22 protein-coding genes and 1 tRNA gene are annotated in these 25,171 nt (G+C 69.6%); 15 read left to right on the forward strand and 8 right to left on the reverse strand.

Translation table 11 applies throughout. The annotated features are described in order from the left end of the window. Positions 1-12: 12 nt before the first annotated feature. Positions 13-1,575, reverse strand: a complete 1,563-nt coding sequence (locus ACLIME_RS02015; RefSeq protein WP_411558083.1) for a dolichyl-phosphate-mannose--protein mannosyltransferase — start codon at positions 1,573-1,575, stop codon at positions 13-15. Positions 1,576-1,643: 68 nt separating this feature from the next. Between ACLIME_RS02015 and rsmI the strand changes: the two genes are divergently transcribed. The 6 genes from rsmI (at position 1,644) to ACLIME_RS02045 (ending at position 8,008) form a co-directional block, all read left to right on the forward strand. Continuing rightward, positions 1,644-2,501 (forward strand): 16S rRNA (cytidine(1402)-2'-O)-methyltransferase, encoded by an 858-nt coding sequence (gene rsmI / locus ACLIME_RS02020; protein WP_124768941.1) that lies wholly within the window; start codon positions 1,644-1,646, stop codon positions 2,499-2,501. Positions 2,502-2,542: 41 nt separating this feature from the next. Continuing rightward, a complete protein-coding gene (metG, locus tag ACLIME_RS02025; RefSeq protein WP_079001972.1) occupies positions 2,543-4,123 on the forward strand; it encodes a methionine--tRNA ligase in 1,581 nt (526 codons plus the stop codon). Continuing rightward, complete coding sequence (locus ACLIME_RS02030; RefSeq protein WP_124768942.1) at positions 4,120-5,025, forward strand: TatD family hydrolase; 906 nt, start codon at positions 4,120-4,122, stop codon at positions 5,023-5,025. Before metG ends, ACLIME_RS02030 begins: the two co-directional genes overlap by 4 nt. A gap of 75 nt (positions 5,026-5,100) precedes the next feature. Next, entirely contained in the window at positions 5,101-5,952 is an 852-nt protein-coding gene (rsmA, locus tag ACLIME_RS02035; protein WP_411558084.1) for a 16S rRNA (adenine(1518)-N(6)/adenine(1519)-N(6))-dimethyltransferase RsmA, read from the forward strand. Positions 5,953-5,961: 9 nt separating this feature from the next. Further along, a complete protein-coding gene (mgrA, locus tag ACLIME_RS02040; protein ID WP_411558085.1) occupies positions 5,962-7,029 on the forward strand; it encodes an L-glyceraldehyde 3-phosphate reductase in 1,068 nt (355 codons plus the stop codon). Between the two features lie 40 nt (positions 7,030-7,069). Further along, complete coding sequence (locus ACLIME_RS02045; RefSeq protein ID WP_411558086.1) at positions 7,070-8,008, forward strand: 4-(cytidine 5'-diphospho)-2-C-methyl-D-erythritol kinase; 939 nt, start codon at positions 7,070-7,072, stop codon at positions 8,006-8,008. A 72-nt stretch (positions 8,009-8,080) separates the two neighbouring features. Here the strand turns inward: ACLIME_RS02045 and ACLIME_RS02050 are convergent, their stop codons facing one another. Genes ACLIME_RS02050 through ACLIME_RS02060 form a run of 3 tightly spaced genes read right to left on the reverse strand, consistent with a single transcriptional unit; the run spans position 8,081 to position 12,091 of the window. Beyond that, positions 8,081-8,875, reverse strand: coding sequence for a hypothetical protein (locus ACLIME_RS02050; RefSeq protein ID WP_079705450.1), 795 nt, complete (start codon positions 8,873-8,875; stop codon positions 8,081-8,083). Further along, a complete protein-coding gene (locus tag ACLIME_RS02055; RefSeq protein WP_411558087.1) occupies positions 8,865-11,261 on the reverse strand; it encodes an SDR family oxidoreductase in 2,397 nt (798 codons plus the stop codon). Before ACLIME_RS02055 ends, ACLIME_RS02050 begins: the two co-directional genes overlap by 11 nt. Further along, complete coding sequence (locus ACLIME_RS02060) at positions 11,258-12,091, reverse strand: hypothetical protein (protein WP_411558088.1); 834 nt, start codon at positions 12,089-12,091, stop codon at positions 11,258-11,260. The genes ACLIME_RS02055 and ACLIME_RS02060 overlap by 4 nt, the downstream gene beginning before the upstream one ends. Positions 12,092-12,239: 148 nt before the next feature. On the opposite strand from ACLIME_RS02060, the gene ACLIME_RS02065 reads away from it, so the two are divergent. Genes ACLIME_RS02065 through ACLIME_RS02075 form a run of 3 tightly spaced genes read left to right on the forward strand, consistent with a single transcriptional unit; the run spans position 12,240 to position 15,399 of the window. Beyond that, entirely contained in the window at positions 12,240-13,037 is a 798-nt protein-coding gene (locus ACLIME_RS02065) for an SDR family NAD(P)-dependent oxidoreductase (RefSeq protein ID WP_411558089.1), read from the forward strand. Beyond that, complete coding sequence (locus ACLIME_RS02070; protein WP_192005289.1) at positions 13,034-13,738, forward strand: lysophospholipid acyltransferase family protein; 705 nt, start codon at positions 13,034-13,036, stop codon at positions 13,736-13,738. Before ACLIME_RS02065 ends, ACLIME_RS02070 begins: the two co-directional genes overlap by 4 nt. Continuing rightward, the gene (locus tag ACLIME_RS02075; RefSeq protein WP_079705455.1) at positions 13,735-15,399 is read left to right on the forward strand and encodes an FAD-binding oxidoreductase; all 1,665 of its coding nucleotides are present in this window, start codon (positions 13,735-13,737) and stop codon (positions 15,397-15,399) included. Before ACLIME_RS02070 ends, ACLIME_RS02075 begins: the two co-directional genes overlap by 4 nt. A gap of 136 nt (positions 15,400-15,535) precedes the next feature. Here ACLIME_RS02075 and ACLIME_RS02080 read toward each other — a convergent pair whose 3' ends face one another. The 3 genes from ACLIME_RS02080 to ACLIME_RS02090 all read right to left on the reverse strand — a co-directional run bounded on the left by ACLIME_RS02080 (position 15,536) and on the right by ACLIME_RS02090 (position 18,104). Beyond that, a complete protein-coding gene (locus ACLIME_RS02080; RefSeq protein ID WP_411558090.1) occupies positions 15,536-16,567 on the reverse strand; it encodes a diacylglycerol/lipid kinase family protein in 1,032 nt (343 codons plus the stop codon). Next, positions 16,564-17,094, reverse strand: a complete 531-nt coding sequence (locus ACLIME_RS02085) for a TetR/AcrR family transcriptional regulator (RefSeq protein ID WP_124768951.1) — start codon at positions 17,092-17,094, stop codon at positions 16,564-16,566. Before ACLIME_RS02085 ends, ACLIME_RS02080 begins: the two co-directional genes overlap by 4 nt. A gap of 134 nt (positions 17,095-17,228) precedes the next feature. After that, positions 17,229-18,104 (reverse strand): spermidine synthase, encoded by an 876-nt coding sequence (locus ACLIME_RS02090; protein ID WP_411558091.1) that lies wholly within the window; start codon positions 18,102-18,104, stop codon positions 17,229-17,231. A 61-nt stretch (positions 18,105-18,165) separates the two neighbouring features. On the opposite strand from ACLIME_RS02090, the gene ACLIME_RS02095 reads away from it, so the two are divergent. The 4 genes from ACLIME_RS02095 (at position 18,166) to ACLIME_RS02110 (ending at position 22,805) form a co-directional block, all read left to right on the forward strand. Continuing rightward, positions 18,166-19,965 (forward strand): ABC-F family ATP-binding cassette domain-containing protein, encoded by a 1,800-nt coding sequence (locus ACLIME_RS02095; protein ID WP_137242013.1) that lies wholly within the window; start codon positions 18,166-18,168, stop codon positions 19,963-19,965. Between the two features lie 138 nt (positions 19,966-20,103). Continuing rightward, positions 20,104-21,012, forward strand: coding sequence for a MetQ/NlpA family ABC transporter substrate-binding protein (locus ACLIME_RS02100; RefSeq protein WP_411558092.1), 909 nt, complete (start codon positions 20,104-20,106; stop codon positions 21,010-21,012). 103 nt (positions 21,013-21,115) lie between these two features. Then, a complete protein-coding gene (locus ACLIME_RS02105; RefSeq protein WP_079705461.1) occupies positions 21,116-22,144 on the forward strand; it encodes a methionine ABC transporter ATP-binding protein in 1,029 nt (342 codons plus the stop codon). 1 nt (position 22,145) lies between these two features. After that, positions 22,146-22,805 (forward strand): methionine ABC transporter permease, encoded by a 660-nt coding sequence (locus tag ACLIME_RS02110; RefSeq protein ID WP_411558093.1) that lies wholly within the window; start codon positions 22,146-22,148, stop codon positions 22,803-22,805. A gap of 145 nt (positions 22,806-22,950) precedes the next feature. Here ACLIME_RS02110 and ACLIME_RS02115 read toward each other — a convergent pair whose 3' ends face one another. Beyond that, a complete protein-coding gene (locus tag ACLIME_RS02115; protein WP_079705462.1) occupies positions 22,951-23,445 on the reverse strand; it encodes a MarR family winged helix-turn-helix transcriptional regulator in 495 nt (164 codons plus the stop codon). Between the two features lie 112 nt (positions 23,446-23,557). On the opposite strand from ACLIME_RS02115, the gene ACLIME_RS02120 reads away from it, so the two are divergent. Together ACLIME_RS02120 and glmU are read left to right on the forward strand one after the other, a co-directional pair. Next, a tRNA-Gln gene (locus ACLIME_RS02120) sits at positions 23,558-23,629 on the forward strand. A 47-nt stretch (positions 23,630-23,676) separates the two neighbouring features. Beyond that, on the forward strand, positions 23,677-25,158 hold the full coding sequence (glmU, locus tag ACLIME_RS02125; RefSeq protein ID WP_411558094.1) for a bifunctional UDP-N-acetylglucosamine diphosphorylase/glucosamine-1-phosphate N-acetyltransferase GlmU: 1,482 nt from the start codon (positions 23,677-23,679) through the stop codon (positions 25,156-25,158). Positions 25,159-25,171 lie beyond the last annotated feature (13 nt).

Consider the following 25,171-nt stretch of genomic DNA (forward strand, 5'->3'; position numbering starts at 1 on the left):
GTCGGCCTCCCGTCACACCCATGACGGCAACCAGGCGTGCAGGTGCCAGAACCAGTAGGGCACGGTGATGGCGGTCCAGAGCGGATACCAGAAGATGCTCAACAGCGTCGTGATGGTCACGAACACCCCGATGACGCCGACGCCGGCGAACCGTCGTTCCTCCGGGTCGTCGCGGGACCCGAGGATCTTCCCGATCGCGAAGACGAGCGCCAGGATGAGGTACGGCTCGAAGACGATCGTGTAGAACTGGAACACCGTCCGGTTCAGGTAGAGCAGCCAGGGCAGGTACCCCGCTGCGACCCCGAGGACGATGAGCCCGACCTGCCACTCGCGGTACCGGACGAGCCGGTAGACGCAGTACCCGAGCGCGACGGCGGCGCCCCACCAGATGAGCGGGTTGCCGATCGAGGTGATCGCGGAGGAGCAGGCGTCCCACGCGCAGCCGTCGGTCCCGGTGGCGGGGGACTGGTAGTACATGCTCGTCGGCCGGATCATGAGCAGCCAGCCGAGCGGGTTCGCGGCGTAGGGGTGCGGGGTGCTCAGGCCGACGTGGAAGCTGTAGGCGCTCTGGTGGTAGTGCAGGAGGCTCTGGAACCAGTGGGGGACCCACGCGAAGGTCCCGGTCCAGGCGTTCCCCACCGCGTCCGCCCACTGGCGGTCGTACCCGCCGGACGTCCTGATCCACCCGGTCCAGCTGGCGAGGTACACGACGGCGGCCACCGGGACGAGGGTCACGAAGGACACGGGGCCCTGCTTGAGGACCGCCGCGCTCGCCCACAGGCTGAGGCCCAGTCGGCGTCGGAGCAGGAGATCCGTGACGATCACGTACACGCCGAACGCGGCGAGGAAGTACAGTCCGTTCCACTTGACCGCGGTGGCCGCGCCGAGCGCGACCCCTGCGGCGAGCAGCCATGGCCGCCACCAGAGGACGGGACCCCAGGCCGGATCGGCGCCCCTCGCCCGGGCGGACGCGACCTTCGCCGCCAGGCGTGACGCGTGCCACGACCGGTCCAACAGGATCGCGCCGAATCCCGCGAGCACGAAGAACATCACGAAGTTGTCGAGCAGCGAGACCCGGGCCATGACGATCGCGTGCCCGTCGACCGCGAACAGGAACCCGGCCAGGACGGCGAGGATCGACGAGGTGAACAACCGCTTGGCGATGAGCGTGACGAGCAGGACCGCGAGCGTTCCGGCGATCACGGTGGAGATGCGCCACCCGGTGCTGTCGTCGATGCCGAACACGGCGATGCCGAGCGCGATCAGCCACTTGCCGAGTGGTGGGTGCACGACGTAGGAGGGATTCGTGCTCGGGCTGCCCGCGTCGCCGTTCGCGAAGCCCTCGTCGGCCCCGTCCGGCCAGGTGCTCTCGTAGCCGTTCAGCCACAGCGACCACGAGTCCTTCACGTAGAAGGTCTCGTCGAAGACGAGCGAGTGCGGGTGACCGAGGTTCCAGAACCGCAGCACGAACGCGAGGAGCGTCACCGCGGCCGGGCCGCCCCAGATCCAGAGCTTCCGGCGGCGCTCGGTGCGGAGCATCCGCTCCCACCAGCGGTCGAGGCGGGATCCCGTCACAGGGGCTTCCAGAAGATCGACCGACACCGTCTCATCTAACCACCCCGACCGGATGGGAGACTGGTCCGGTGATCATCCTCGGAGCGACCCCCATCGGCAACCTCGGCGATGCGTCGCCACGACTCCGGGAGGCGCTGGCCGCAGCGGAGGTCATCGTCGCCGAGGACACCCGGACGGCCATCCACCTGCTGCGCGCCCTGGGTGTGGAATCGCGGCCGCGGCTCATCGCCATGCACGACCACAACGAGCGCGAACGCGCGGCCGAGATCGTCGAACTGGCCCGCGAGACCGACGTCCTCGTGCTCAGCGACGCCGGCATGCCGACCGTGTCCGACCCCGGCTTCCACCTCGTCGACGCGGCGGCGGCCGCAGACGTCCAGGTCACCGCGATCCCCGGGCCGTCGGCGGTCGTGACGGCGCTCGCCGTGTCCGGCCTCGCGACCGACCGCTTCACCTTCGAGGGGTTCCTCCCACGGAAGCCGGGGGACCGACGCAGCAGCCTCCGAGCGCTCGCGACCGAGCCGCGGACGATGGTGTTCTTCGAATCGCCCAACCGACTCGCCTCCTCCCTCGAGGACATCGCCTCCGTGCTCGGAGCCGATCGTCGCGTGGCAGTGTGCCGGGAGCTGACCAAGCTGTTCGAGGAGGTCAAGCGGGGGACGGCCGCCGAACTGGCCGAATGGGCGTCCGGCGGTGTGAAGGGCGAGATCTGCATCGTCATCGCCGGTGCTGAGGCCGTCGAGGCCGATCCGGCCACCGCGCTCGAGCAGGTACTCGCGCTCGTGGCCTCGGGCACGCGCCTGAAGGACGCCTCCAACGAGGTCGCCGAGGCCACCGGCCTCTCGAAGCGCGACCTGTACCAGGCGGCCCTCGCAGCCCGGCCTCCGAAGGCGTCGCCGGACGCGCAGGTGCGTCCCGCGCCGTAACAGGCACGGTGGCGACGCCCGCTCGTCCTAGGATTGACCCCATGGCCGACGGCACCTCGTTCTACATCACCACGCCCATCTTCTACGTCAACGACGCCCCGCACATCGGGCACGCCTACACGGAGGTGGCCGCGGACGTCCTCGCGCGCTGGCACCGTCAGGCCGGCGACCGCACCTGGTTCCTGACCGGGACCGACGAGCACGGCCAGAAGATCCTGCGCACGGCGACCGCGAACGGCGTGACGCCGAAGGAGTGGGCCGACAAGCTCGTCAGCGAGTCCTGGTACCCGCTGCTCGACACGATCGACATCTCGAACGACGACTTCATCCGCACGACGGACGTGCGGCACGAACAGAACGTCCAGCTCTTCCTCCAGCGCCTGTACGACGCCGGCTTCATCTACACCGGTGAGTTCGAGGGGTACTACTGCGTCGGCTGTGAGGAGTACAAGCAGGAGAGCGACCTCGTGCAGGGCACCGGCGAGTACGTCGGGCAGCTCGTGTGCGCGATCCACTCGAAGCCGGTCGAACTGCTCCAGGAGAGCAACTACTTCTTCCGCATGAGCGACTTCGCCGAGCGCCTGCTGGCCCTCTACGAGGAACGACCGGAGTTCGTGCAGCCGGAGTCGGCGCGCAACGAGGTCATCCAGTTCGTGCGCCAGGGGCTCAAAGACCTGTCCATCTCGCGCTCGACCTTCGACTGGGGCATCAAGGTCCCGTGGGACGAGAGCCACGTCGTCTACGTGTGGTTCGACGCCCTGCTCAACTACATCACCGCCGCCGGGTACGGCTCCGACGAGGAGGCGTTCGCCGAGCGCTGGCCCGCCACGCAGATCGTCGGCAAGGACATCCTGCGGTTCCACGCGGTCATCTGGCCGGCCATGCTCATGGCCGCCGGGCTCGAGGTCCCGAAGCGGGTCTTCGGTCACGGCTGGCTGCTCGTCGGCGGCGAGAAGATGTCGAAGTCGAAGCTCACCGGTATCGCACCGAGTGAGATCACCGACACCTTCGGCTCCGACGCGTTCCGCTACTACTTCATGCGCGCCATCGCCTTCGGGCAGGACGGTTCGTTCAGCTGGGAGGACCTCTCCGCGCGGTACCAGGCGGAGCTCGCGAACGGCTTCGGCAACCTCGCGTCGCGCGTGCTCGCCATGGTGACGCGGTACTTCGACGGCGTCGTGCCGGCGAGCGGCCCTGCCGAACCGGCCGACGTGGCCATCCAGGAGACGGTCGCCCGGGCGGCTGCGGACGCCGACGCCGCGATCGAGCGCCTAGCCATCCAGGACGCGCTCGCGGCCATCTGGCGGATCGTCGACGAGCTGAACGGCTACATCACCGAGCAGGAGCCGTGGGCACTCGCGAAGGACGAGGCCAAGCGGGAGCGGCTCGGCACCGTGCTCGCCACGGCGGTCGAGGGCCTGCGCGCCCTGTCGGTCCTGCTCCACCCCTTCGTCCCGAAGGCGACCACCAAGCTGTGGTCCGCCCTCGGCGCTGAAGCCGCCCTCGGCGAGCTCGGCGCACAGCGCATCGGCGATGTCGGCACCTGGGGGCAGCTGCCCGCCGGCACCTCGGTGGCAGGGCTCGAGCCCCTGTTCCCGCGGATCGAGGCCGTCGCCGAATGAGCGGGGGCGTCGCGCCGGATCCGGCCGCCACACCGCACCTGCGGCAGCGCGAAGCGGGGGAGCGGAAGCAGCTGAGCTACCCCGAGGTTCCTGAGGCGCTGCCGGTCGCGGTCTACGACAACCACACGCACCTCGAGCATGCCGACGGCGACGCCCCGCTGACCCCGTCGGAGCACTTGGACCGCGCGGCCTCCGTCGGGGTCCGCGGCATCGTGCAGGTCGGCACCGACGTCGAGACCTCCCGTTGGTCGGCGGCGATCGCCGCTCGTGACCCCCGCGTGCTCGCGGCGGTCGCGATCCACCCCAACGACGCACCGGACCTCGACCGCGCGGGCACCCTGGACGAGGCGCTGGCCGAGATCGACCGTCTGGCGGCGGAGCCTCGCGTCCGCGCCGTCGGCGAGACCGGCCTCGACTTCTTCCGCACCGAGGAGGACGGCCGCGCGGCGCAGTTCGCATCGTTCGAAGCGCACATCGCCATCGCGAAGCGCCACGGTGTCGCACTGCAGATCCACGATCGCGACGCCCACGACGAGGTCGTCGAGACGCTCCTCCGAGTGGGCGCTCCGGAACGCACCGTCTTCCACTGTTTCTCGGGCGGCCCGGAGCTCGCCGAGCTGTGCGCCGAGCACGGCTGGTACGCCTCCTTCGCCGGGACGGTCACGTTCAAGAACGCCGCACCGCTGCGTGAGGCGCTCGCGATCATGCCCCGCGAGCTGATCATGGTCGAGACCGACGCGCCCTACCTCACGCCCGCCCCGTTCCGCGGTCGGCCGAACGCGCCGTACCTCCTCCCGTACACGGTGCGCGGCATGGCCGAGCACCTGGGTGAGGACGTCGCCGCGTTCGCGACGCAGCTCGCGACGAACACCGAGCGCGTCTACGGCTCCTGGGCCGGCTGAGACACTGAGCCCGTCACAGAGCCTCGCGCCTGTCGCCCGACGAGGACCGGCTCCCCGATCAGGGATACTGGAGGGATGACCGCCTCCGTCGCCCTGCTCGGCCCCGCCGAGATCCGAGATCTCGCCACCCTGCTGGACGTGACGCCGACGAAGAAGCTCGGTCAGAACTTCGTCATCGACGCGAACACCGTCCGCAAGATCGTGTCGGTCGCGCACGTCGCTCCGGGCGACGTCGTGGTCGAGATCGGCCCCGGCCTCGGCTCGTTGACGCTCGGACTGCTCGAGGCCGACGCGAGCGTCGTCGCCGTCGAGATCGACGGTCGGCTCGCCAAGCAGCTGCCGCTCACCGTGGGGGAGATGGCACCGGGCATGATCGACCGGTTGTCGGTCGTCCACGAGGACGCGATGCGCATCGAGGAACTCCCGGCGCAGCCCAACCGACTCGTCGCCAACCTGCCGTACAACATCTCCGTGCCCGTCCTCCTGCACTTCCTGGAGCACTTCACCTCGCTGACGGCCGGTGTCGTCATGGTGCAGGCCGAGGTCGGCTACCGACTCGCCGCCGGCCCGGGGAGCAAGGTCTACGGCGCACCGAGCGCGAAGGCCGCCTGGTACGGCGCGTGGCGCATCGCCGGCCAGGTGAGCCGCCAGGTGTTCTGGCCCATTCCGAACGTCGACTCCGTGCTCGTCGGATTCGAGCGACGCGCCGACGTCATCGGCACCGAGGAGGAGCGCATCAAAACCTTCGCGCTCATCGACGCGGCGTTCCAGCAGCGTCGCAAGATGCTCCGGCAGGCTCTCGGGAGCGTCCTCGGCAGCTCCCAGGCCGCGACGGAGCAGATGGAGGCCGCCGGAGTGAAACCGACGGCGCGCGGCGAGGAGCTCGCGGTCCACGACTTCCTGTCGATCGTGCGTGCGGGACGATAACGTTGGCGCATGACCGCTGATGCTCGATTCCCGCTGAACGTCCCCGACATCCACCGCCCGTACGCTGCGGCAGACGACCGCTACGCGCGGAACGACTACCGCCAGGTCGGCACCTCGGGGCTCTTCCTCCCGCCGATCTCGCTCGGCCTCTGGTACAACTTCGGCGACAACCGGCCGTTCGACGGGCAGCGCGCGCTCCTGCGCCACGCGTTCGACCACGGCATCACCCACTTCGACCTCGCGAACAACTACGGCCCGCCCTACGGTTCCGCCGAGACGAACTTCGGTCGCATGATGCGCGAGGACTTCGCTCCGTACCGCAACGAGCTCATCATCTCCTCGAAGGCCGGTTACGACTTCTGGCCAGGCCCGTACGGCAACTTCGGTTCGAAGAAGTACCTGACCGCGAGCCTCGACGAGTCGCTCGAACGGATGGGTCTCGACTACGTCGACGTCTTCTACTCGCACCGGGTCGACGAGGTCACGCCCATCGAGGAGACCGTGGCCGCGCTCGACGCGATCGTGCGCTCCGGCAAGGCCCTGTACGTCGGCATCTCGTCGTACTCGGCCGAGCGGACGGCCGCCGCACACGCCGTCGCTCGCGAGCTCGGCACGCCGCTCGTGATCCACCAGCCGTCGTACTCGATCCTCAACCGCTGGGTCGAGGACGGCCTCACCGAGGTGCTGACCGAGACCGGCCTCGGCGCGATCGCGTTCGTGCCGCTCGCGCAGGGCCTGCTCACCGACAAGTACCTCGGCGACGGCCCGGCCGAACGTGCGACGAACCGTCCCTCCCTGCCCGACCACCAGGTGAGCGAGGAGATGGCGACCCGCCTCCGGTCCCTCAACGACATCGCCGTGGAGCGCGGGCAGACCCTCGCGCAGATGTCGCTCGCCTGGGTCCTGAACAACCCCGCGATCACCTCCGCCCTCATCGGTGCCTCCCGCCCCGAGCAGCTCGACGAGAACCTGGCGGCGCTCGACGGCCCCGCGTTCACGACCGAGGAGCTCGAGGAGATCGACCGACTCGCGGAGGGCGCCGACGTCAACATCTGGGCGGACTCCTCCGACAAGTGACGCGGTCTGAGGCGCCTGCTCGATCGACTAACTTGGAACAATGACCACCGAGGCCATCCTCAAGCACGTCCACGTGCGAGCACCGGGGAAGATCAACGTCTTCCTCAAAGTCGGCGAAGTGATGGACGACGGCTACCACGACGTCGCGACCGCGTACCAGGCGATCTCGCTGTACGAGGAGGTGCACGCCTACCCGGCCGACGACTTCAGTGTGTCGTTCTCCGGCTCGGTGGACGTGTCGGGTGTGCCGACCGACACGAGCAACCTCGCCATCCGCGCCGCGAAGGCCCTCGCGAGACGGACCGGGTACCGCGGTGGTGTCCGGCTCGAGATCGAGAAGCACGTCCCGGTCGCCGGCGGGATGGGCGGCGGCTCAGCCGACGCCGCGGCCACGCTGCTCGCCTGTGACGCCCTGTGGGGGACCGAACGCAGCCGCGACGACCTCCTGGCGCTGGCGGCACGCCTCGGCGCCGACGTGCCCTTCGCCCTGCTCGGCGGCACCGCTGTCGGCACCGGCCGCGGCGACCAACTGAGCAGTGCGTTGGCCAAGGGGCAGTTCGAGTGGGTGCTCGCCCTCGCCGACTTCGGCATGTCCACCCCGCAGGTCTACCAGGAACTCGACGCCCACCGGGCGCGGCACATCCTCGACATCTCTCCGTCCGGTCGCCAGCCGACGGTCGACGCCGCGGTGCTCCAGGCGTTGCGGGCGGGCGACGCCCACCTCCTCGGAGAGGTCCTCTACAACGACCTGCAGGCCGCCGCGCTGCAGCTGCGCCCGGTGCTGGGCGAGGTGCTCGAGTTCGGCGACTCCCAGGGCGCCCTCGGCAGCCTCGTCTCCGGCTCCGGGCCGACGATCGCCTTCCTGGCTGCCGACACCGACGACGCCGTCGAACTGCAGGTGACGCTCGCCTCGTCCGGGCTGAAGGTCATCCGTGCCCACGGACCGGTCCACGGCGCCCGTATCGTCTCGCAGAGCTGAGACGCGGCCCGCACGACACGAAGCAGCCCCGGTCGGAGATCCGACCGGGGCTGCTGTGCGAGGTGGCGCGGTTCAGGCCGCGACGCCGCGCACGCGGAGCGAGTTCTCGATGATCGTGAGCCCCTCCATGCCGGGGAGCTTTGCGATGTGCCCGTCGATGCGGCGCACCTCGGCCAGGCCGTCCTCGTCGCCGAAGAGGTGGCCCATGACGTGCGTGACCTCGGAGTCGGGCATGACGCCCGAGCCGACGGGGCCCCACACCTTGCGGAGCAGGAAGCGGGTGAGTCGACGTGCGCTCTTCGACGACTCCAGGCGCGCCTTGGCCTGGCTCGCGTAGAACGCCACGTGACGCGTCTCCTGCTTCGCGATCCGCTTGAGGAGCACCGAGAGCACCGGGTGCCGCTCCAACTGCGCGAGGCGGGTGTACGCGGCGGTCGCGGACCACTCGTTCGCCGCGCCCCAGCTCATGTGCACCGCGATGAAGTCGGTGCCAACGAGGTTGCCGAGGATCGACTGCTTGATGGGGTCGAGGCGGTCCTTCCAGCCGAGCTTCAGGCGCGTCGCCTTGAGCTCGTCGAAGTCGACCGTGATGTCGTGGGCGGCGAGGACGGCGGCGAGCGCCTCCCCGTGCCAGAACTCCTCACGGTTCCACATCGTCATGAACGCGCCGACCTCGTCGTCCTCGTGGGACGGCGTCATGAGCATGTCGCGCAGATAGCAGACCGTGTGGTACTCGATGTCGCACATGTAGCGCAGGCTGCGCAGGGTGGAAGCGGGGAGCGGGTTCGTCTTGAACTCGTCGAAGTCGAGGTCGCTCCAGTTCACCGAGACACTCGTCTCGGTGAACTTGTCGATGTCAAACGCCATGTGCGGTGGGGCGGTCGGGGATCGTGTCCTCGGCCGTCCGCTCTCCTCTCGGCTGTGCGGGGCGCGGTGCGCGGGTCAGTTCGTCTTCGGAGCGGACGCCTCCGGTGGTTCGTGCCCATTCTCGCACCGTCCACCGGCCGGCCTGCGCCAGCTTGTACAGGGTGTGGTCGGGGTTGACGGCGACCGGGTTCCCGACCAGCTGCAGCCAGGCGGCGTCCGCATGGGAGTCGCCGTAGCCGTAGGAATGCGCGAGGTCCATGCCGTGCTGCTCGGCGTACTGCGTGAGCCAGGCGCCGCGCGCTTCGTCGACGAGCGGCGGGCTGTCGAGGTAGCCCGTGAGGCGTCCGTTCTCGGCGTGCATCGCCCCGGCCACGACCTCGTCGAAGAACGGCTCGAGCGGAGCCGTCATGAGGTCGATGGTGCCGGTGACGAGGATCGTCCGGTGACCGGCCGCCCGGTGCGCGGCGATCTGTTCGAGCGCCTGGGGGAGGAGGCGGGACCGGACGGCCTTGCCGAAGCCGCCCCGGACGATCTTCTCGAGCTGCGCCACGTCGACGCCCTCGTAGCGACGCATGAACGTGCGGATGAACTCACCGCGGTCGCGGAGTTCGGCACCGATGTACCCCGGCATGGACGCGCCGAGCGCGGCGATCTCGATGGGCCAGCGCGACCGCGAGGTCGCCGCGAGCCGCAGCCAGAGGTACTGCTCGATGAGGTTCCAAGCGAGCACCGTGCCCTCGAGGTCGAACACCGCGAGGACGTCGTCGCGCACGGGCAGGATCTTCTGCTGCTTCGCGGCGCCCGCCTTGCGGTTGGCGAAGGCGCGGGTCAGGGTCGTGACGGCGGGGAAGTGGATGCGCTGGAAGTAGTCGTCCCAGTCGATCGTGGTGACGTCGAACCCGCGGTCCGCCTGCTGCTCGGGCGTCAGCGAGGCGTGCAGGGCACGGGTGCGCTGGTCGTCGAACACGATCTCGCTCTGCACGTAGGAGCGGTAGAGCCCGGTGAAGTCGCGGAGCGAGCCGAGGTCGCTCGACGCCTTGCGGATCCGGTCCTGCCATCCGCGGGTGGTCGCGTTCGCCGGCAGGTGGGAGACGACCCGGCCGGCCGCCGTCGTCGCCTTCTGCCGCCGGTCGATGGAGCGCTCGATCGCGCGCCCGCCGGGGAAGTTCCAGGTCGGCACGCTGATGTCACCGGCGTCCGCCGGGATCGGGTGCTCCGTGAAGTAGCTGTGCACGTTCGCGTACATCTTGTGGAACGGCAGCGGGTTGCTGGCTCCGGAGCTCACGTGGAAGTAGCGCGCCGCAGCCGGCTCCGGCGGGGTCTGGGCCGCAGCGAGGATCGCGTTGACGACGAAGTCGACGGGGATGATGTCGAGCACGCTGTCGGGGAGCCCCGGGAAGTCGGGCAGCTGTCCGCGCCCGTAGGCGATGATCAGCGGGTCGGCGACCTTGTAGCCGTCGATCCAGCCGGGGAAGGGGTGCGCGAGCGCGCTCTCGATGATCGACGGACGCACGACGGAGAGTCGGTTGCCCTCGCCGGCCCAGCGCTCTTCGGCGACCCGCTCGGCCATGGCCTTCGTGAAGGTGTAGACGTCGGTCCAGCCGAGGCTCTCGGCGCGTGCGCGGCCGTGGGCGACGAGTCGGGCGTCGACCCAGGCGATGCGTGCGGCCTCGGCGGCGTTCGAGACGGCCTGGGGGCCGGCCTTGCCGTGCTCGCGACGGGCGGTCTGCATGAGCTTGCGCAAGACCTCCGGACGACGGGACGACTCCTCGGTGCGGACGCGCGCCGAGCGGGCTGCCTCGGCCTCGACGCGCCAGTCGACGTCGTGCGCGAGGCTGCGTTCCGGCTGGATGCCCTTCCGCGTGCCGCCGACGTAGGCGGTTGAGACGTGGACCACGTGCGGGGTCGCGCCGCTCTTCGCGAGCGCCGCGTACAGGGTGGTGGCGCCGCCGACGTTCGTGGCGAAGGCCTCGTCGATCGGCGGGTCGAAGGAGACGGTCGACGCGCTGTGGATGACGACGTCGAGGTCGGCCGGCAGCGCCATCTCGTCGAGGCCACCCTCGATCACACTGACGCGCTCGGCCACGATCGCCGCAGCGGCTTCGGCGCCGACGCGTTCGCGCCAGGCCTTGAACACCGGCTTGCGGAGCAGGGTCTGGAGACGGTCGCTCCCGCGGACCGACCCCTTCTTCCGGATGAGCAGGCTGACGCGGGTGGTCGGGTGATCGGCGAGCAGGCGCTCGAGCACCGCCTGCCCGAGGAAGCCGGTGCCGCCGGTGACGAGCACGTGCGCGCCGTCGAGGGCATCCGGGGCGGTGGTGGGCTGCTGAGCCTCCGGCTCCTGAGCGTCGGGCTGTTCGGCGTCTGGGGTGGGGTTGTCGGTCATCGGTTCTCCTCGAGGCTGCCGCGGCGTCCGCGGCGGGCAAGTCTGGCGGCGAGATGGAGGCCCGACTGACCGGGCAGCGCGTCGATCGACGCGTCGATGCCGAGGACGGCGGGGTCGCTCCAGGTGGCGGTGCTGCGGAACACGAGCGCGGCGAACCGCGCCGTCTGTCGGGGGCCGTTCGCATCGGAGCCTGTGGGCCACACGGCGTTCCGGATGCGGCGACGGGTGATGCCCTGCGCACGGGGCGATGTGGCGAGGCGGTCACTCGCCTGAGCGGTGAAGAACTCGAGGTGCCTGGCCTTCGTCTCGAGGATCTCGTCGACGAGGCGGTCGAGCACGGGGTGCGGCTCGCGCTCGCGCACCCCACGGTAGGCCGCGTGGGTGATGAGGTCGTCGATCGTCCCGATCGTCATGTGCCAGGCGATGATGTCCTCGCCGAGCACGTTCGCGATGAGGGCCTGGCCGATGGGCGCGAAGCGGTCGCGCACACCGTGGACGGTGCGCCGGAGACCTGTCGAACGCGTCTTGTCGCGCGGGGTCCCGTTCGCCTTGAGGACGGTGTCGAGGGTGTCGGTGATCCAGTATTTCTCGTACGCCCAGGTGATCAGGAACGCGGTGACTCTGGCGTCCTTATGGGTGGGGGTGACGAGCACCCCGCGGAGGTACTGCATGGTCGCGCGCTCGATGTCCGACAGGGCGCGGAGCAGTGCGACCGTCTCAGCACTCAGCGGCGTCTCGGCGAAGGCCGCGGCGTCGATCTCCTTGCGACGACTGCCGACGGCGGACTTCGCGTAGTCGCGGACGCTGAACCCGTGGGCAGGCCGCAGCATAGCGCTCTCCTGCTCCGCGTTCTCGAGGGCCGCGGGTGCTGTTCCGCGCGGCGAATCCCGGTTCACCATGGCGTCTCCGTTCCGTGACGATCCGACCTCATCACTGTAGCTTGCAACGATACGCAACGCGTAGCGTATTCTGATCCCCATGGCTACAGCTCTCGTCACCGGTGGGACGTCCGGCATCGGTGCCGCGTTCGCCACGGCGCTCGCCGGACGGGGCTTCGACCTGGTGCTCGTCGCCCGTGACGTCGGGCGGCTCGAGCGATCGGCCGAGCGGCTGCGCGGGACCGGTCGCACCGTCGAGGTGATCAGTGCCGACCTCTCGGACCGCGCCGACGTCGCGAGACTCGCCGCACGGATCGAGGATCAGGCGTCGCCGATCGAGGTCGTCGTGAACAACGCCGGGTTCGGTGTGCACGCCCGCCTCACCGATCCCGACACGAGCGAGCTCGACACCGCGATCGAGGTCATGTGCCGGAGCGTCGCCACGCTTTCGGGCGCCGCGGCCCGCGCCATGCGGGAACGCGGACGCGGCACCATCATCAACGTCTCGAGCACGGCGGGGTACATCACCACCGGCGGCTACTCGGCGGTGAAGGCGTTCGTCACCACCTACACCGAGGCGCTCGCGGTCGAGCTCGCCGGCTCGGGTGTCCGCGTCACGGCCCTGTGCCCCGGGTGGGTCCGTACCGAGTTCCACGATCGCGCCGGTATCAGCACCCGATCGATCCCGTCGGGTCTGTGGATCGATGTGGACCGGCTGGTCGCCGACGCCCTCCGCGACGCCGGGAGAGGGGTCGTCGTCTCCATCCCGAGCTTCCGCTTCAAGGCCCTCATGGCCCTCGTCAAGTTCGCGCCCCGTGCGTCCATCCGGTGGATCTCCGGCCGGATGTCCTCGAGCCGTCGAGCCGCCAACGCCGCCCAGTCAGGAGCCCACCGATGACCGCAGAGCCGCGGTTCACCTCCTCCCTCCACGCCAACGCGCGGTTCGTCGCCCAGCGTCTGCTGTTGAAGCCGCTCGTCTGGTCGCTGACCCGCGTGACGGTGACGGGTCGCGAACGCCTGTCGGGCGTGACCGGTCCGTACATCGTCGTCGCCAACCACCAGTCGCACCTCGATGCACCGCTCGTCGTCGGGGCGATGCCGCGTCGGCTCTCGCGCTACCTCGCCGCCGGTGTCGCCGCCGACTACTTCTTCGACGTCCCCGCCCGCCGCATCTTCGCCGCCCTCTTCTTCAACGCGTTCCCGGTCGACCGCTCGGGTGACCGCAAGCGTGCAGGCGTGTCACGGGAGCTGCTCGAGGCCGGCGTCCCGATCCTCATCTTCCCCGAGGGCGGCCGATCACGGACGGGTGAGCTCGGCCGGTTCAAGCCCGGTGCCGCGGCACTCGCCACGCGCCAGGGCATCCCCTGCCTCCCGGTGGCCGTCCTCGGCACCCACTCCGCCATGCCGAAGGGTCGCAACTGGCCCGTCCCCGGACGACCGCCGGTGCGCGTCGTCTTCGGGCAACCGATCCACCCGCAGCCGAACGAGACGCCCGTCCAGCTCATGGACCGCGTCGTCGCCGAGATCGTCGCGTTGCGCGCTTCGGTCGAGCCGGGAGCACACGTTTCGATCGACACACCACGAAAGGAAGCCGGATGACGTCTGTGGAGCACATGAAGTGGTGGGGCTGGGGAGTCGAAGGGGTCGCTTTCGAGCACAGCAACAAGCCGGACTTCGCGCCGTTCGTGAAGCAGGCCGTCGGTCTCGACCTGCGGAAGCCGGCGCAGGCACACCTCAGCTTCGACGAGCTCACCGTCCCAGCATCGCGCGCGTCCGACGAGTTCATCGCCGAGCTCTCGACGCTCGTCGGTCAGGGGCACGTGACCACGGACGACCAGGAACGCGTCGTCCACACCTACGGCAAGAGCATCCGCGACCTGCTCCGGATCCGCGCGAACGACCTGCCCCGCACGCCCGACCTCGTCGTCTACCCGGCTGATGAGGCCGAAGTCGCGTCGGTCGTCGCTGCAGCCGTCGCCGCAGACGCCGTGATCATCCCGTTCGGCGGTGGCACCAACATCGCCGGCTCGCTCGACCCGCAGCCGACGGAGGAGCGGGTCATCATCTCGCTCGACCTCGGCCGGCTCGACCGCGTCCTGTCGATCGACGAGGGCTCCGGTCTCGCCACCATCCAGGCCGGCGCGCAGGGCCCCTCGATCGAGGAGCAGCTGGGCGCCAAGGGGTGGACGATGGGCCACTTCCCCGACAGCTTCACGCACTCCACGCTCGGCGGATGGGTCGCGACCCGCTCCTCGGGCATGCAGTCCGACAAGTACGGCGACATCGCCGACATCACCAAGGGCCTGCGGATGGTGCGCCCGAACGGCATCGTGGCGATCCGCCCCGTCCCGAGTGCGTCGACCGGCCCGAGCGTCCGCGAGATGATCATCGGCAGCGAGGGTCGACTCGGCATCATCACCGAGGTCACCGTGCAGGTCCACCGGACGCCCGCCGTCCGCGAGGTCCTCGGCTACTTCTTCCCCACCTGGGAGGCCGGGCTCGCGGCGATGCACGAGATCGCGGAGAGCGACGCCAGCCCCTCGGTCACCCGGGTGTCGAACGCCCGGGAGAGCGGCTTCTCGCTCGCGACCCGCAAGGCCAGCACCGGTGTCTCGGCGCAGGTCACCAAGGGCCTCATGAAGGTGCTCACAGCCAGAGGCTGGGATCTCGAGCAGCTGTGCCTCTCCTTCATCGGCTACGAGGGCAGCGCGTCCCATGTGCGATACGAGAAGGGCCTCGTCGGCTCGATCGTCCGGAAGCACGGCGGCATCGGCGTCGGCAAGGGCCCCGGTGCCCTCTACGACCAGAAGAAGTTCGACACCCCGTACCTGCGCGACTTCCTCCTCGACCGCGGAGCCGCGGCCGACGTCTCGGAGACCGCAGCGCCCTGGTCTCGGCTGCAGGAGGTCTACGACGCCGCGAACGACGCCGCCAACGCCGCGTACGACAAGCTCGGGGTGCACGGGTGGATCATGTGCCACCTCTCGCACTCGTACCACTCCGGCGCGTGCCTGTACTTCACCTTCGCGTTCATCACCGGCGACGACCCGATCGGCGAGTACGAGCAGGTCAAGTCGGCGATCCAGCAGGCCTTCGTCGACCACGGTGGCACCCTCTCGCACCACCACGCGGTCGGTGTCGAGCACTCGCCGTGGATGGAGCAGGACATCTCGACCGAGGGCGTCGCGATCATGCGCGGCCTCTTCGACAGTGCTGACCCCGGCTCGAACTTCAACCCCGGCAAGATCCTCGCGGACTGAGTCGTTCCTCCGGTCCATGTGCGGTCTCCGGTCCCTGAGGCGCTCCTCCGGTCCCTGAGCCGTTCCTCCGGTCCCTGAGCCGTTCCTCCGGTCCCTGAGCCGTTCCTCCGGTCCCTGAGCCTGTCGAAGGGCGGGCTCAGGGCCGGAGCCGACCCGAGCGCGCCGCCGTCGCGGGTAGTCGGACGATGAGCGCACCGGGGTCGACGGTCAGCCTGGCCGCCGAGACCAGGCCGATGCCGTCGCCGTCTGCCTGGAACTCGGCGGGCGGTGAGACCGTCACGTCGATCCGTCGCACGCGCAGGTAGCGGAGCGCACCTCCGGCGGAGCCGGCCGTCTCGACGGCACTCGGCTGCACGCGGCTGCCCCGTGTCCGTCTGCCCTTGGAGAACCGGGCGACGGGATTGTTCGCGCGGTGCAGCCAGCGCGTGACCCGGACCCCGTCCCACCCCTCGAGGGACCGCACCATCAGGACGTCGAGTACACCGTCGTCGAGGAGTGCGTCGGGGAGGACGTCGAGGCCCGCCGAGACCGTGCCGCAGTTCCCGACGAACATCGTGTGCGTCCGTCCGCTCCGGATCGGTCCGCCGTCCTCCTTCCAGGAGACGCGAGGGCGGTCGCGGCGGAAGAGCCCGCGGATGATCGGGACGACGTAGGCGATCCAGCCGAAGCGGCGCTTGAGGACGGGGTCGGCGTAGGCCACCATGTCCGCGTCGACGCCGAAGCCCGACATGACGAGGAACGGGGTGCTGCGCCGGACGCCGTCGGGGTTCCGATATTCGATGACCCCGACGTCGACGCTCCGGTCCTCCCCGGTGAACGCGGCCCGCACCGCGGTGGCCGTGTCGATCGGGATCCCGGCGTTCCGGGCGAAGAGGTTCGCGGTGCCGACGGGGACGACGGCGAACGGCGTCCGGGTGTGACGCATCGCCCCTGCCACCTCGCGGACCGTCCCGTCGCCGCCGGCGGCGATCACGAGCGACGCGCCGTCTCCGAGCGCCTCCGCGACCTGCTCGACCGCGGTCGACCGCTCGCGGGTCGGGATCCAGCTCGTCGGGCCCCAGCCGGCCTCGGCGGCCGCGGCGTCGACGAGCCTCGTCACGCGCTCGAGCTGGATGCGCGTCGGGTTGTAGATCACCGCAGCGTGCGGCGAGGTGCTGCCTCGCGTCATGCGGCCAGTGCCGGCCAGAGGACGGACAGGACCTGGTCCGCCCAGTCGTCGTCCATGTCGGCGCCGCGGACGAGCTGTCCGAGGACCGCGCCGAGGAGGAGGGTCGCGACGAGGCGGCCATCGAGTCCGGGCTTCAGATCGCCGGTGGCGATGCGTTCGTCGACGAGGTTGGACAATGCGCGCGCCCGGTTCCTCGTGAGGTCGCGGAGCAGGGTCGAGAACTCCGGATCGTCCTGGAGCAGGATCGACGCGATCGTTCCGCGCCCTACCACATCCTCGATCATCGTCCGGGCCTCGTGGAGCAGCCAGGTGAAGGTCTCGTAGGTCGGGAGGTCCTCCGGAATCTGGACCGGCGTCTCCATGGCACGAGCCACCGCGGCGGTCAGCAGCTCGGAGCGGTTGCGGTAGCGCCGGTAGATCGTCGTCTTCGCGACACCGGTGGTCTCGGCGACCGCCTCGATGTTGACGGCGACGGAGCCGCGGGATCGCATCAGGTCGAGCGCGGCGTCGAGGATGCGGTCGCTCATCTGTTGAGCGCGGGAGACACGTCGGGAGACGGGCACCGACCAACCTCCTCCGTGCGCGGCAGGATCCGGTCGGGTCGGTCCGTCGCGCTACGCCCACCGTAGCGCAATCGTCGGGGCGCGCAAAGGGAGGACGCTCAGTCCCAGCGGGGGTCGTCCGGGTCGGGGGAGTCCTCGCCGTCGGCGTCGGTCATGATTGTCGCCCCGTCGATCCAGTGCGTGAGTGCGTCGCCGTGCAGCTGCACGGGCGCGGGTGCGCCGAAGAGCTGCGGGTGCGTCACGGCCGCGAGCGGTGCGTCGCTCGCGAAGACGACGACGTTGCCGAGCGGCCCTTCGTCGTCGACCGGATCGAAGTCGAGGACGACGGCGACATGCGCGAACACGGTTCGCAGGGTCGCGGCCTGGCGTCGCGAGTAGTCGAAGGGGCTGCCGTCGAGGAGGTTCACCGCGATCACGCCGTCGGCCGCGGACCGCGCCGCCACCCGGCGGTAGAACTCGAGGCTCGCGACCCGACGATGGATCACCGCGGCGTCCCAGAGGTCGACGACGGTCACCTTCGCGTCCCGCCACGCCGTGACGTCCGCGTCGGTGGTGGTGGCTTCGTCGATCGGCTCGTCCGCGACGGCCCTGGCATCACCGAAGCGGACCTCGACCCGGTGCCCGTCCGGGAGCGGCAGCGCGTCCAGCATCCCGGCGTACAGCTCCGGCTCGAACTCGACGACGAGCTGCGGCGACCCTGGGCGCGTCGCCTGGACATAGCGGGGGAGCGTCAACGCTCCGGCACCGAGGTGGACGACGAAGAGCGCCTCGCCCGCCGGCGCCTCGGCGTCGATCACGCGCGCGATGTGCCGGATGTACGGGTACTCCAGCAAGCGGGGATCCGCGAGGGAGACCACCGACTGCGGGATGTCGTCGACGCTGAGCTCGTAGCGCAGTGTCCGCTTGTCGAGGAGGGTGATCCGGGCGTCGCGACGGCCGAACGGGAGCCGGCGGGAACGGGAGAACAGAGGCACCCGTGCAGCCTACGGTGCACGGGCGGTGGTCGACGCCCAGGCCCGGTATCGTTGACCGGATATGGCACACCTTCTCGGCGCTGAAGCGCTCCACCTCGAGTACCCGACCAAGGTCGTCTTCGACGGCATCACGATCGGGGTGAACGAGGGCGACCGCATCGGCATCGTCGGCCGCAACGGCGACGGCAAGTCCACGCTCCTCGGCCTCCTCGCCGGCCGCAAGGAGCCCGACTCCGGACGCGTGACGGTGCGCAACGGCGTCACGGTCGGCGTGCTCGACCAGTCCGACACCCTCGACCACGACAAGACCGTCGGACAGACCATCGTCGGCGGCTTCGACGAGCACGAGTGGGCGGGCGACCCGAAGGTCCGCGACGTCATCTCCGGCCTCGCCTCCGACATCGCCTGGGACGCCCTCGTCGCCGACCTCAGCGGTGGTCAGCGCCGCCGGGTCGCGCTCGCGGCCCTGCTCGTGGGCGACCACGACATCCTCTTCCTCGACGAGCCGACGAACCACCTCGACGTCGAAGGCATCACCTGGCTCGCGCAGCACCTCAACCGCCGCTGGTCGAAGAACTCCGGCGGCCTGCTCGTCGTGACCCACGACCGGTGGTTCCTCGACGCCATCTGCACGGCCACGTGGGAGGTGCACGACCGCATCGTCGAGCCCTTCGAGGGTGGGTACGCGGCGTACGTCCTGCAGCGCGTCGAGCGCGACCGCTCCGCCGCGGTGTCCGAGGCCAAGCGCCAGAACCTCATGAAGAAAGAGCTCGCCTGGCTGCGCCGTGGCGCTCCCGCCCGCACAGCCAAGCCGAAGTTCCGCATCGAGGCCGCCAACGCGCTCATCGCCGACGAGCCGCCCGTGCGCAACACGGTCGAGCTGGCCGGCATGGCGACCGCCCGCCTGGGCAAGGACGTCGTCGACATCCTCGACGTCACCGTGTCCTACGGCGACCGGACGGTCATCAAGGATGTCGAGTGGCGCATCGCCCCGGGCGAGCGCACCGGCATCCTCGGCGTGAACGGCGCCGGCAAGTCCACCCTCCTCGGGCTGGTCACGGGCGAGGTCGAAGCGACCGAGGGTCGCGTCAAGCGCGGCAAGACCGTGCAGGTCGCGACACTCACGCAGCAGCTCGACGAGCTCGCCGAGTACGAGCAGGACCGCGTGAGCGACGTCATCGGGCGCAAGCGCACGAGCTACGTGGCCGGCGGCAAGGAGATGACCCCGGGGCAACTGCTCGAACGCCTCGGCTTCACGAGTGCGCAGCTGTCGACGCCGGTGAAGGACCTCTCGGGTGGCCAGCGCCGCCGCCTGCAGCTCCTGCTCATCCTGCTCGACGAGCCGAACGTCCTCGTGCTCGACGAACCGACCAACGACCTCGACACCGACATGCTCGCCGCCATGGAGGACCTCCTCGACTCGTGGCCGGGCACCCTGCTCGTCGTCTCGCACGACCGGTACTTCCTCGAGCGGGTGACCGACCAGCAGTACGCGATCATGGACGGCCACTTCCGGCACCTGCCCGGCGGCATCGACCAGTACCTGGAGCTCAACGCCGGGACGGCCGGCAGCCGCTCCCAGGAGCACGACCGCCCGACGGCCTCCGGCGGTGGCCCGACCAAGAAAACGCCGAAGCTGAGCGGTGCGGAGCTCCGGAACGCGCAGCAGGAGATCAAGGCGATCGACCGCAAGCTCCACAAGCTCAACGGTCAGATCGAGCAGGCCCACGAGAAGGTCGCGGTCCACGACCAGAGCGACTTCGCCGGGATCACCGCGCTCGGTGCCAAGATCCAGGCCATGTACGGCGAGATCGCCGACCTCGAGGTCCGCTGGCTGGAGCTCTCCGAGCTCGTCGAGTAGTCCACTCGCGGCGGCCGGATCACCTCGATCGTCGCTCTGTTCCGAAGTGTTACGCACCGGTTCGTCATCCCTGCTAGGCCGACGTACCGTCGAATCAGCGTCCACCGGCGCGCACCACCCGAAAGAGGAATCACAGCAATGACCTTCTCGAAGAAGCTTCTGGCCGGACTGGCCATCATCCCCGCCATCGCGCTCCTCGCCGGATGCGCCGGCGGCTCAGGCGCAGGCGCCGCCGCTGAAGACAAGGGCACCGAGGCGAACCCCGTCAAGATCGGCGTCGTCGGCGCGAGCGACCCCTACTGGGAGACGTACAAGGAGGCCGCCGAGAAGGAGGGCATCTTCGTCGACATCGTCGACTTCGGCGAGTACACGCAGCCGAACCCGGCGCTCACCGAGGGCGAGATCGACCTCAACCAGTTCCAGCACATCGTCTACCTCGCGCAGTACAACGAGGCCTCCGGTGAGGACCTCACGCCCATCGGCTCGACGGCGATCTACCCCCTCGGCCTGTACTCGACCAAGGTCGACAGCGTCAAGGACATCAAGAAGGGCGACACGATCGCCATCCCGAACGACGAGAGCAACCAGGCTCGTGCGCTCCTCGTCCTGCAGTCCGCAGGCCTGCTGGAGCTGAAGGACGGCGGCAACATCTTCTCGACGCCGGACGACATCATCGCCGACAAGTCGAAGGTCACCGTCACCTCGCTGGAGGCTTCGCTGACGCCGACCTCGCTGCCTGACGTCACCGGCGCGATCATCAACAACGACTTCATGAACGACTCCGGCCTGAAGGCGTCCGACGCGATCGCCGAGGACGACCCGTCCGACCCGAACGCGCTGCCGTACGTGAACATCTTCGCCGCGAAGGCCGCCGACGCCGACAACGAGACGTACGCGAAGCTCGTGAAGATCTACCAGGACACGAAGTCCGTCGTCGACGGCGTCGTGGAGAACTCCGGTGGAACCGCGGTTCCGCTGAAGACCCCGGTCAAGGACCTCGTGAAGTCGCTCGAGACCGTCCAGAAGGACATCAAGGCCAAGGGCTGATCCGACGTTCAGAGCGTTCCTGTGGGAGGCTGTCATCCGCTTCCACAGGAACGCTTCGTCGTTTCACCGCCTCCTGATCACCCGACACACCGAGGACACCCCCATGCCACTCGTCAGCCTCCGAGACGTCGCGAAGCGGTACCCGTCTCCGCAGAAGGGCGCCGCGCCGATCGCCGCGATCGACGGCGTCGACCTCGACATCGAGGCCGGTGACGTCTTCGGGATCATCGGCTACTCGGGAGCCGGCAAGTCGACGCTCGTCCGCCTCATCAACGCGCTCGAGCCCGCGACGTCGGGGAGCATCGTCGTCGACGGCACCGAGGTGACGACGCTCTCGGAGCGAGGTCTCCGCGACCTCCGCCTCGGCATCGGGATGATCTTCCAGCAGTTCAACCTCTTCAACTCCAAGTCGGTGCGGAAGAACATCGCCTACCCGCTCGAGGTCGCCGGACGTCCCCGCGCGGAGATCCGCACCCGGGTCGACGAGCTGCTGAAGTTCGTCGGGCTGTCCGACAAGGCCGACAACTACCCCGACCAGCTCTCCGGCGGCCAGAAGCAGCGCGTCGGCATCGCTCGCGCGCTCGCGACCTCGCCCCGGATCCTGCTCGCGGACGAGGCGACGAGCGCCCTCGACCCCGAGACCACGCAGGAGGTCCTCGCGCTGCTCAAGCAGGTGAACCGCGACCTCGGTGTGACCATCGTCGTGATCACCCACGAGATGGAGGTGATCCAGTCGCTCGCGACGAAGGTCGCCGTCATGGAGCGCGGCAAGGTCATCGAGCAGGGCGACGTCTTCGAGGTGTTCTCCGACCCGCAGCACGCCGCATCCAAGCGCTTCGTGTCGACGGTCATCAAGGGCGTCCCGTCGCCGGCCGAGCTGGCGGTGCTCAAGGAACGACACGTCGGGCGCATCGTCACCCTGTCCTTCCGCGACGGCGACGCGTCGCAGGCGGGCGTCTTCCTCACGCTCGCGCAGGCGGGCGTCGACTTCGAGCTCGTCTACGGCGGGATCAACGACATCCAGGGTCGCGCGTTCGGCCACCTGACCCTCGCCCTCCGCGGCGACGACCAGACGATCGACGGGGCGCTGACCGCCATCGGATCCCAGGCAACCGTGACGGAGGTGCGCTGACATGGATGCACTGATCGATCTGCTCCCGAAGCTCGGCGACGCGACCGTCGAGACCCTCTACCTCGTCTCCTTCAGCCTGCTCTTCGGTGGGATCGCTGGACTCGTCGTCGGCACCGGCCTCTACGTGACGCGGCCCGGCAACCTGTACTCGCACCCGATGCTCTACGGTGTGCTCAACGTGATCGTGAACATCTTCCGGCCGATCCCGTTCATCATCTTCCTGGCCGCCGCCCAGCCGCTCTCACGACTCGTGATCGGCACCGGCATCGGTGCGAACGCGTTCATCTTCATCATCTCCCTGGCGGCGACCTTCGGCATCAGCCGGATCGTCGAGCAGAACCTGCTGACGGTGTCGCCCGGCGTCATCGAGGCCTCGCGTGCCGCGGGTGCGAGCCGGCTCAGGACGTTGCTGAGCATCGTCCTCCCGGAGGCGCTCGGTCCGCTGATCCTCGGCTACACCTTCGTGTTCGTGGTCATCGTCGACATGTCGGCGGTCGCGGGCTTCATCGGCGGCGGTGGGCTCGGTGCCTTCGCGATCCAGTACGGCTTCCGGCAGTTCGAGCCGGTCGTCACGTGGGCCGCGGTGATCATCATCATCCTGCTCGTGCAGCTCATCCAGTTCTTCGGCAACTGGCTGGCCCGGAAGATCCTCCGCCGCTGACCGGTCCCTGAGCCCCCCCGGTCCGGTCCCTGAGCCACCCCACCCGGTCCCTGAGCCACCCCACCCGGTCCCTGAGCCACCCCACCCGGTCCCTGAGCTTGTCGAAGGGCGCACTTCGACAGGCTCAGTGACCGAGCGTGCTCCGCTAGTCGAAGTCGAGGCTGAGCTTCCGCAGCAGGACGGTCAACCTGGCCTGTTCGGTCGAGCTCAGGCCGTCGAGCAGGTCCGCCTCGGCGTCGACGAGGCGCGTGATGGCCGCGTCGACCGTGTTGAGTCCCGCGTTCGTCATCTGCACGAGGATGCCGCGGCCGTCGTTGGGGTCGCCTTGGCGTTCGACGAGTCCGCGCTCGACGAGGCGGTCGATGCGGTTCGTCATCGTGCCGCTCGAGACGAGCGTCTGGAGCAGCAGGGCCTTCGGACTCAGCCGGAAGGGGGAGCCGGCGCGCCGGAGTGCGGCGAGGACGTCGAACTCCCACGGCTCGAGGTTCGACCGGGTGAAGGCCGCCCGACGCGCCCGGTCGAGGTGGCGTGACAGCCGGGCGACACGGGAGAGGATCTGGAGGGGCGAGAAGTCGAGGTCCGGGCGCTCGCGGTTCCAGGCGTCGACGATCCGGTCGACCTCATCGGTGCTAGCTGGCATCCCACCATTATCGAGGCACGCGGGCGTTGGGGCTCGATCGGCCGCCGCGAGCTGATTCCGAGGCGGCACATCCATGGCAGAATTGACCACGCTCCGCCGTCAGGCTGAGTGGTCCGCCATAGTGTAACGGCAGCACGGCAGCCTTTGGAGCTGTTCGGTCCAGGTTCGAATCCTGGTGGCGGAGCGACCGATCACCGACCGGGCGAGTGCCCGGACCGAGGGGGAGCACACGTGACCGACGACCGTCTGGCCATCATCATCCTGGCTGCTGGCCAGGGAACCCGCATGAAGTCGGCGCTGCCGAAACTCCTGCACCCGCTCGGCGGCGTGCCGATCGTCGGCCACGTGCTGGCGACCGCCCGCTCGCTCGACGCCGGGCACGTCATCGCCGTGGTCCGCCACGAGCGCGACCGCCTCGTCGAGGCCATCGAGTCGGAGCTCCCGGGTGCGACCATCGTCGACCAGGACGAGGTGCCCGGCACCGGTCGCGCGGTGGAGCAGGCGCTCCTGGCGCTGCCCGACGACTTCGACGGCGACGTCCTCGTGGTCAACGGCGACGTCCCGTTGCTGAACGCCGCCACGCTCACCACGCTCATCGAACGCCATCGCAACCACGACGTCGCGGCGACGATCCTCTCGGCCATGCCCGACGACGCGACCGGCTACGGACGCATCATCCGCACCGAGGCCGGGGCACTCGACTACATCGTCGAGCAGAAGGACGCGACCGACGCCGAGCGGGCCGTCAACGAGATCAACGCCGGGGTCTACCTCTTCGGCGTGAGCCAGCTCCGCGACGCGCTCGCCGAGGTCACCACCGACAACGCCCAGGGGGAGAAGTACCTCACGGACGTCATCGGCCTCCTGCGACGCGCGGGCTCCGAGGTCTCTGCGCTCCCCGTGAGCGACTCCTGGCTGGTCGAGGGCATCAACGACCGCGCCCAGCTGAGCGCCGCCGCGGCCAAACTGAACGCCCTCCTCGTGCGCGCCTGGCAGCTCGCCGGCGTGACCGTCCAGGACCCGGCCACGACGTGGATCGACATCAAGGCGCGGCTGCACGCCGACGTCACCCTGCTTCCCGGGACGCAGATCCTCGGCGCGACGGTCGTCGAGTCCGGTGCGACGATCGGTCCGGACACCACGCTCCTCGACACCGAGGTCGGCGCGGGTGCGCGCGTCCGCCGCACGGACGCGACGCTGTCGGTCATCGGTGCCGGTGCCGAGGTCGGGCCGTTCGCCTACCTGCGGCCAGGCACGGTGCTCGGCGAGCGCGGCAAGATCGGCACCTTCGTGGAGACGAAGAACGCACAGATCGGTGAGGGCAGCAAGGTCCCGCACCTCAGCTACATCGGCGACACCGAGATCGGCGTCGAGTCGAACGTCGGTGCCGGAACGATCACCTCGAACTACGACGGTGTACACAAGCACCGCACGACCATCGGATCGCACGTCCGCACCGGCGCGCACAACACGCTCGTCGCCCCGGTCAGCGTCGGCGACGGCGCCTACTCCGGTGCCGGCACCGTCATCCGCAAGGACGTCCCGGCAGGGGCGCTGGCGTTGACGGTCGCGCAGCAGCGCAACGTCGAGGGCTGGGTCGAGCAGAAGCGCCCGGGTACGGCGGCTGCGACGGCTGCCGGCGCTGCCTCGGCGGCACCGACCGTGGATGCCGTGTCGGACGACACGGCTGCGGCTGGTAACGTCGACTCCTGAGTGAGGCCGGAGG

Source organism: Plantibacter sp. MPB07 (assembly GCF_046619465.1).
GTDB classification, from domain to species: Bacteria; Actinomycetota; Actinomycetes; order Actinomycetales; family Microbacteriaceae; genus Plantibacter; species Plantibacter auratus.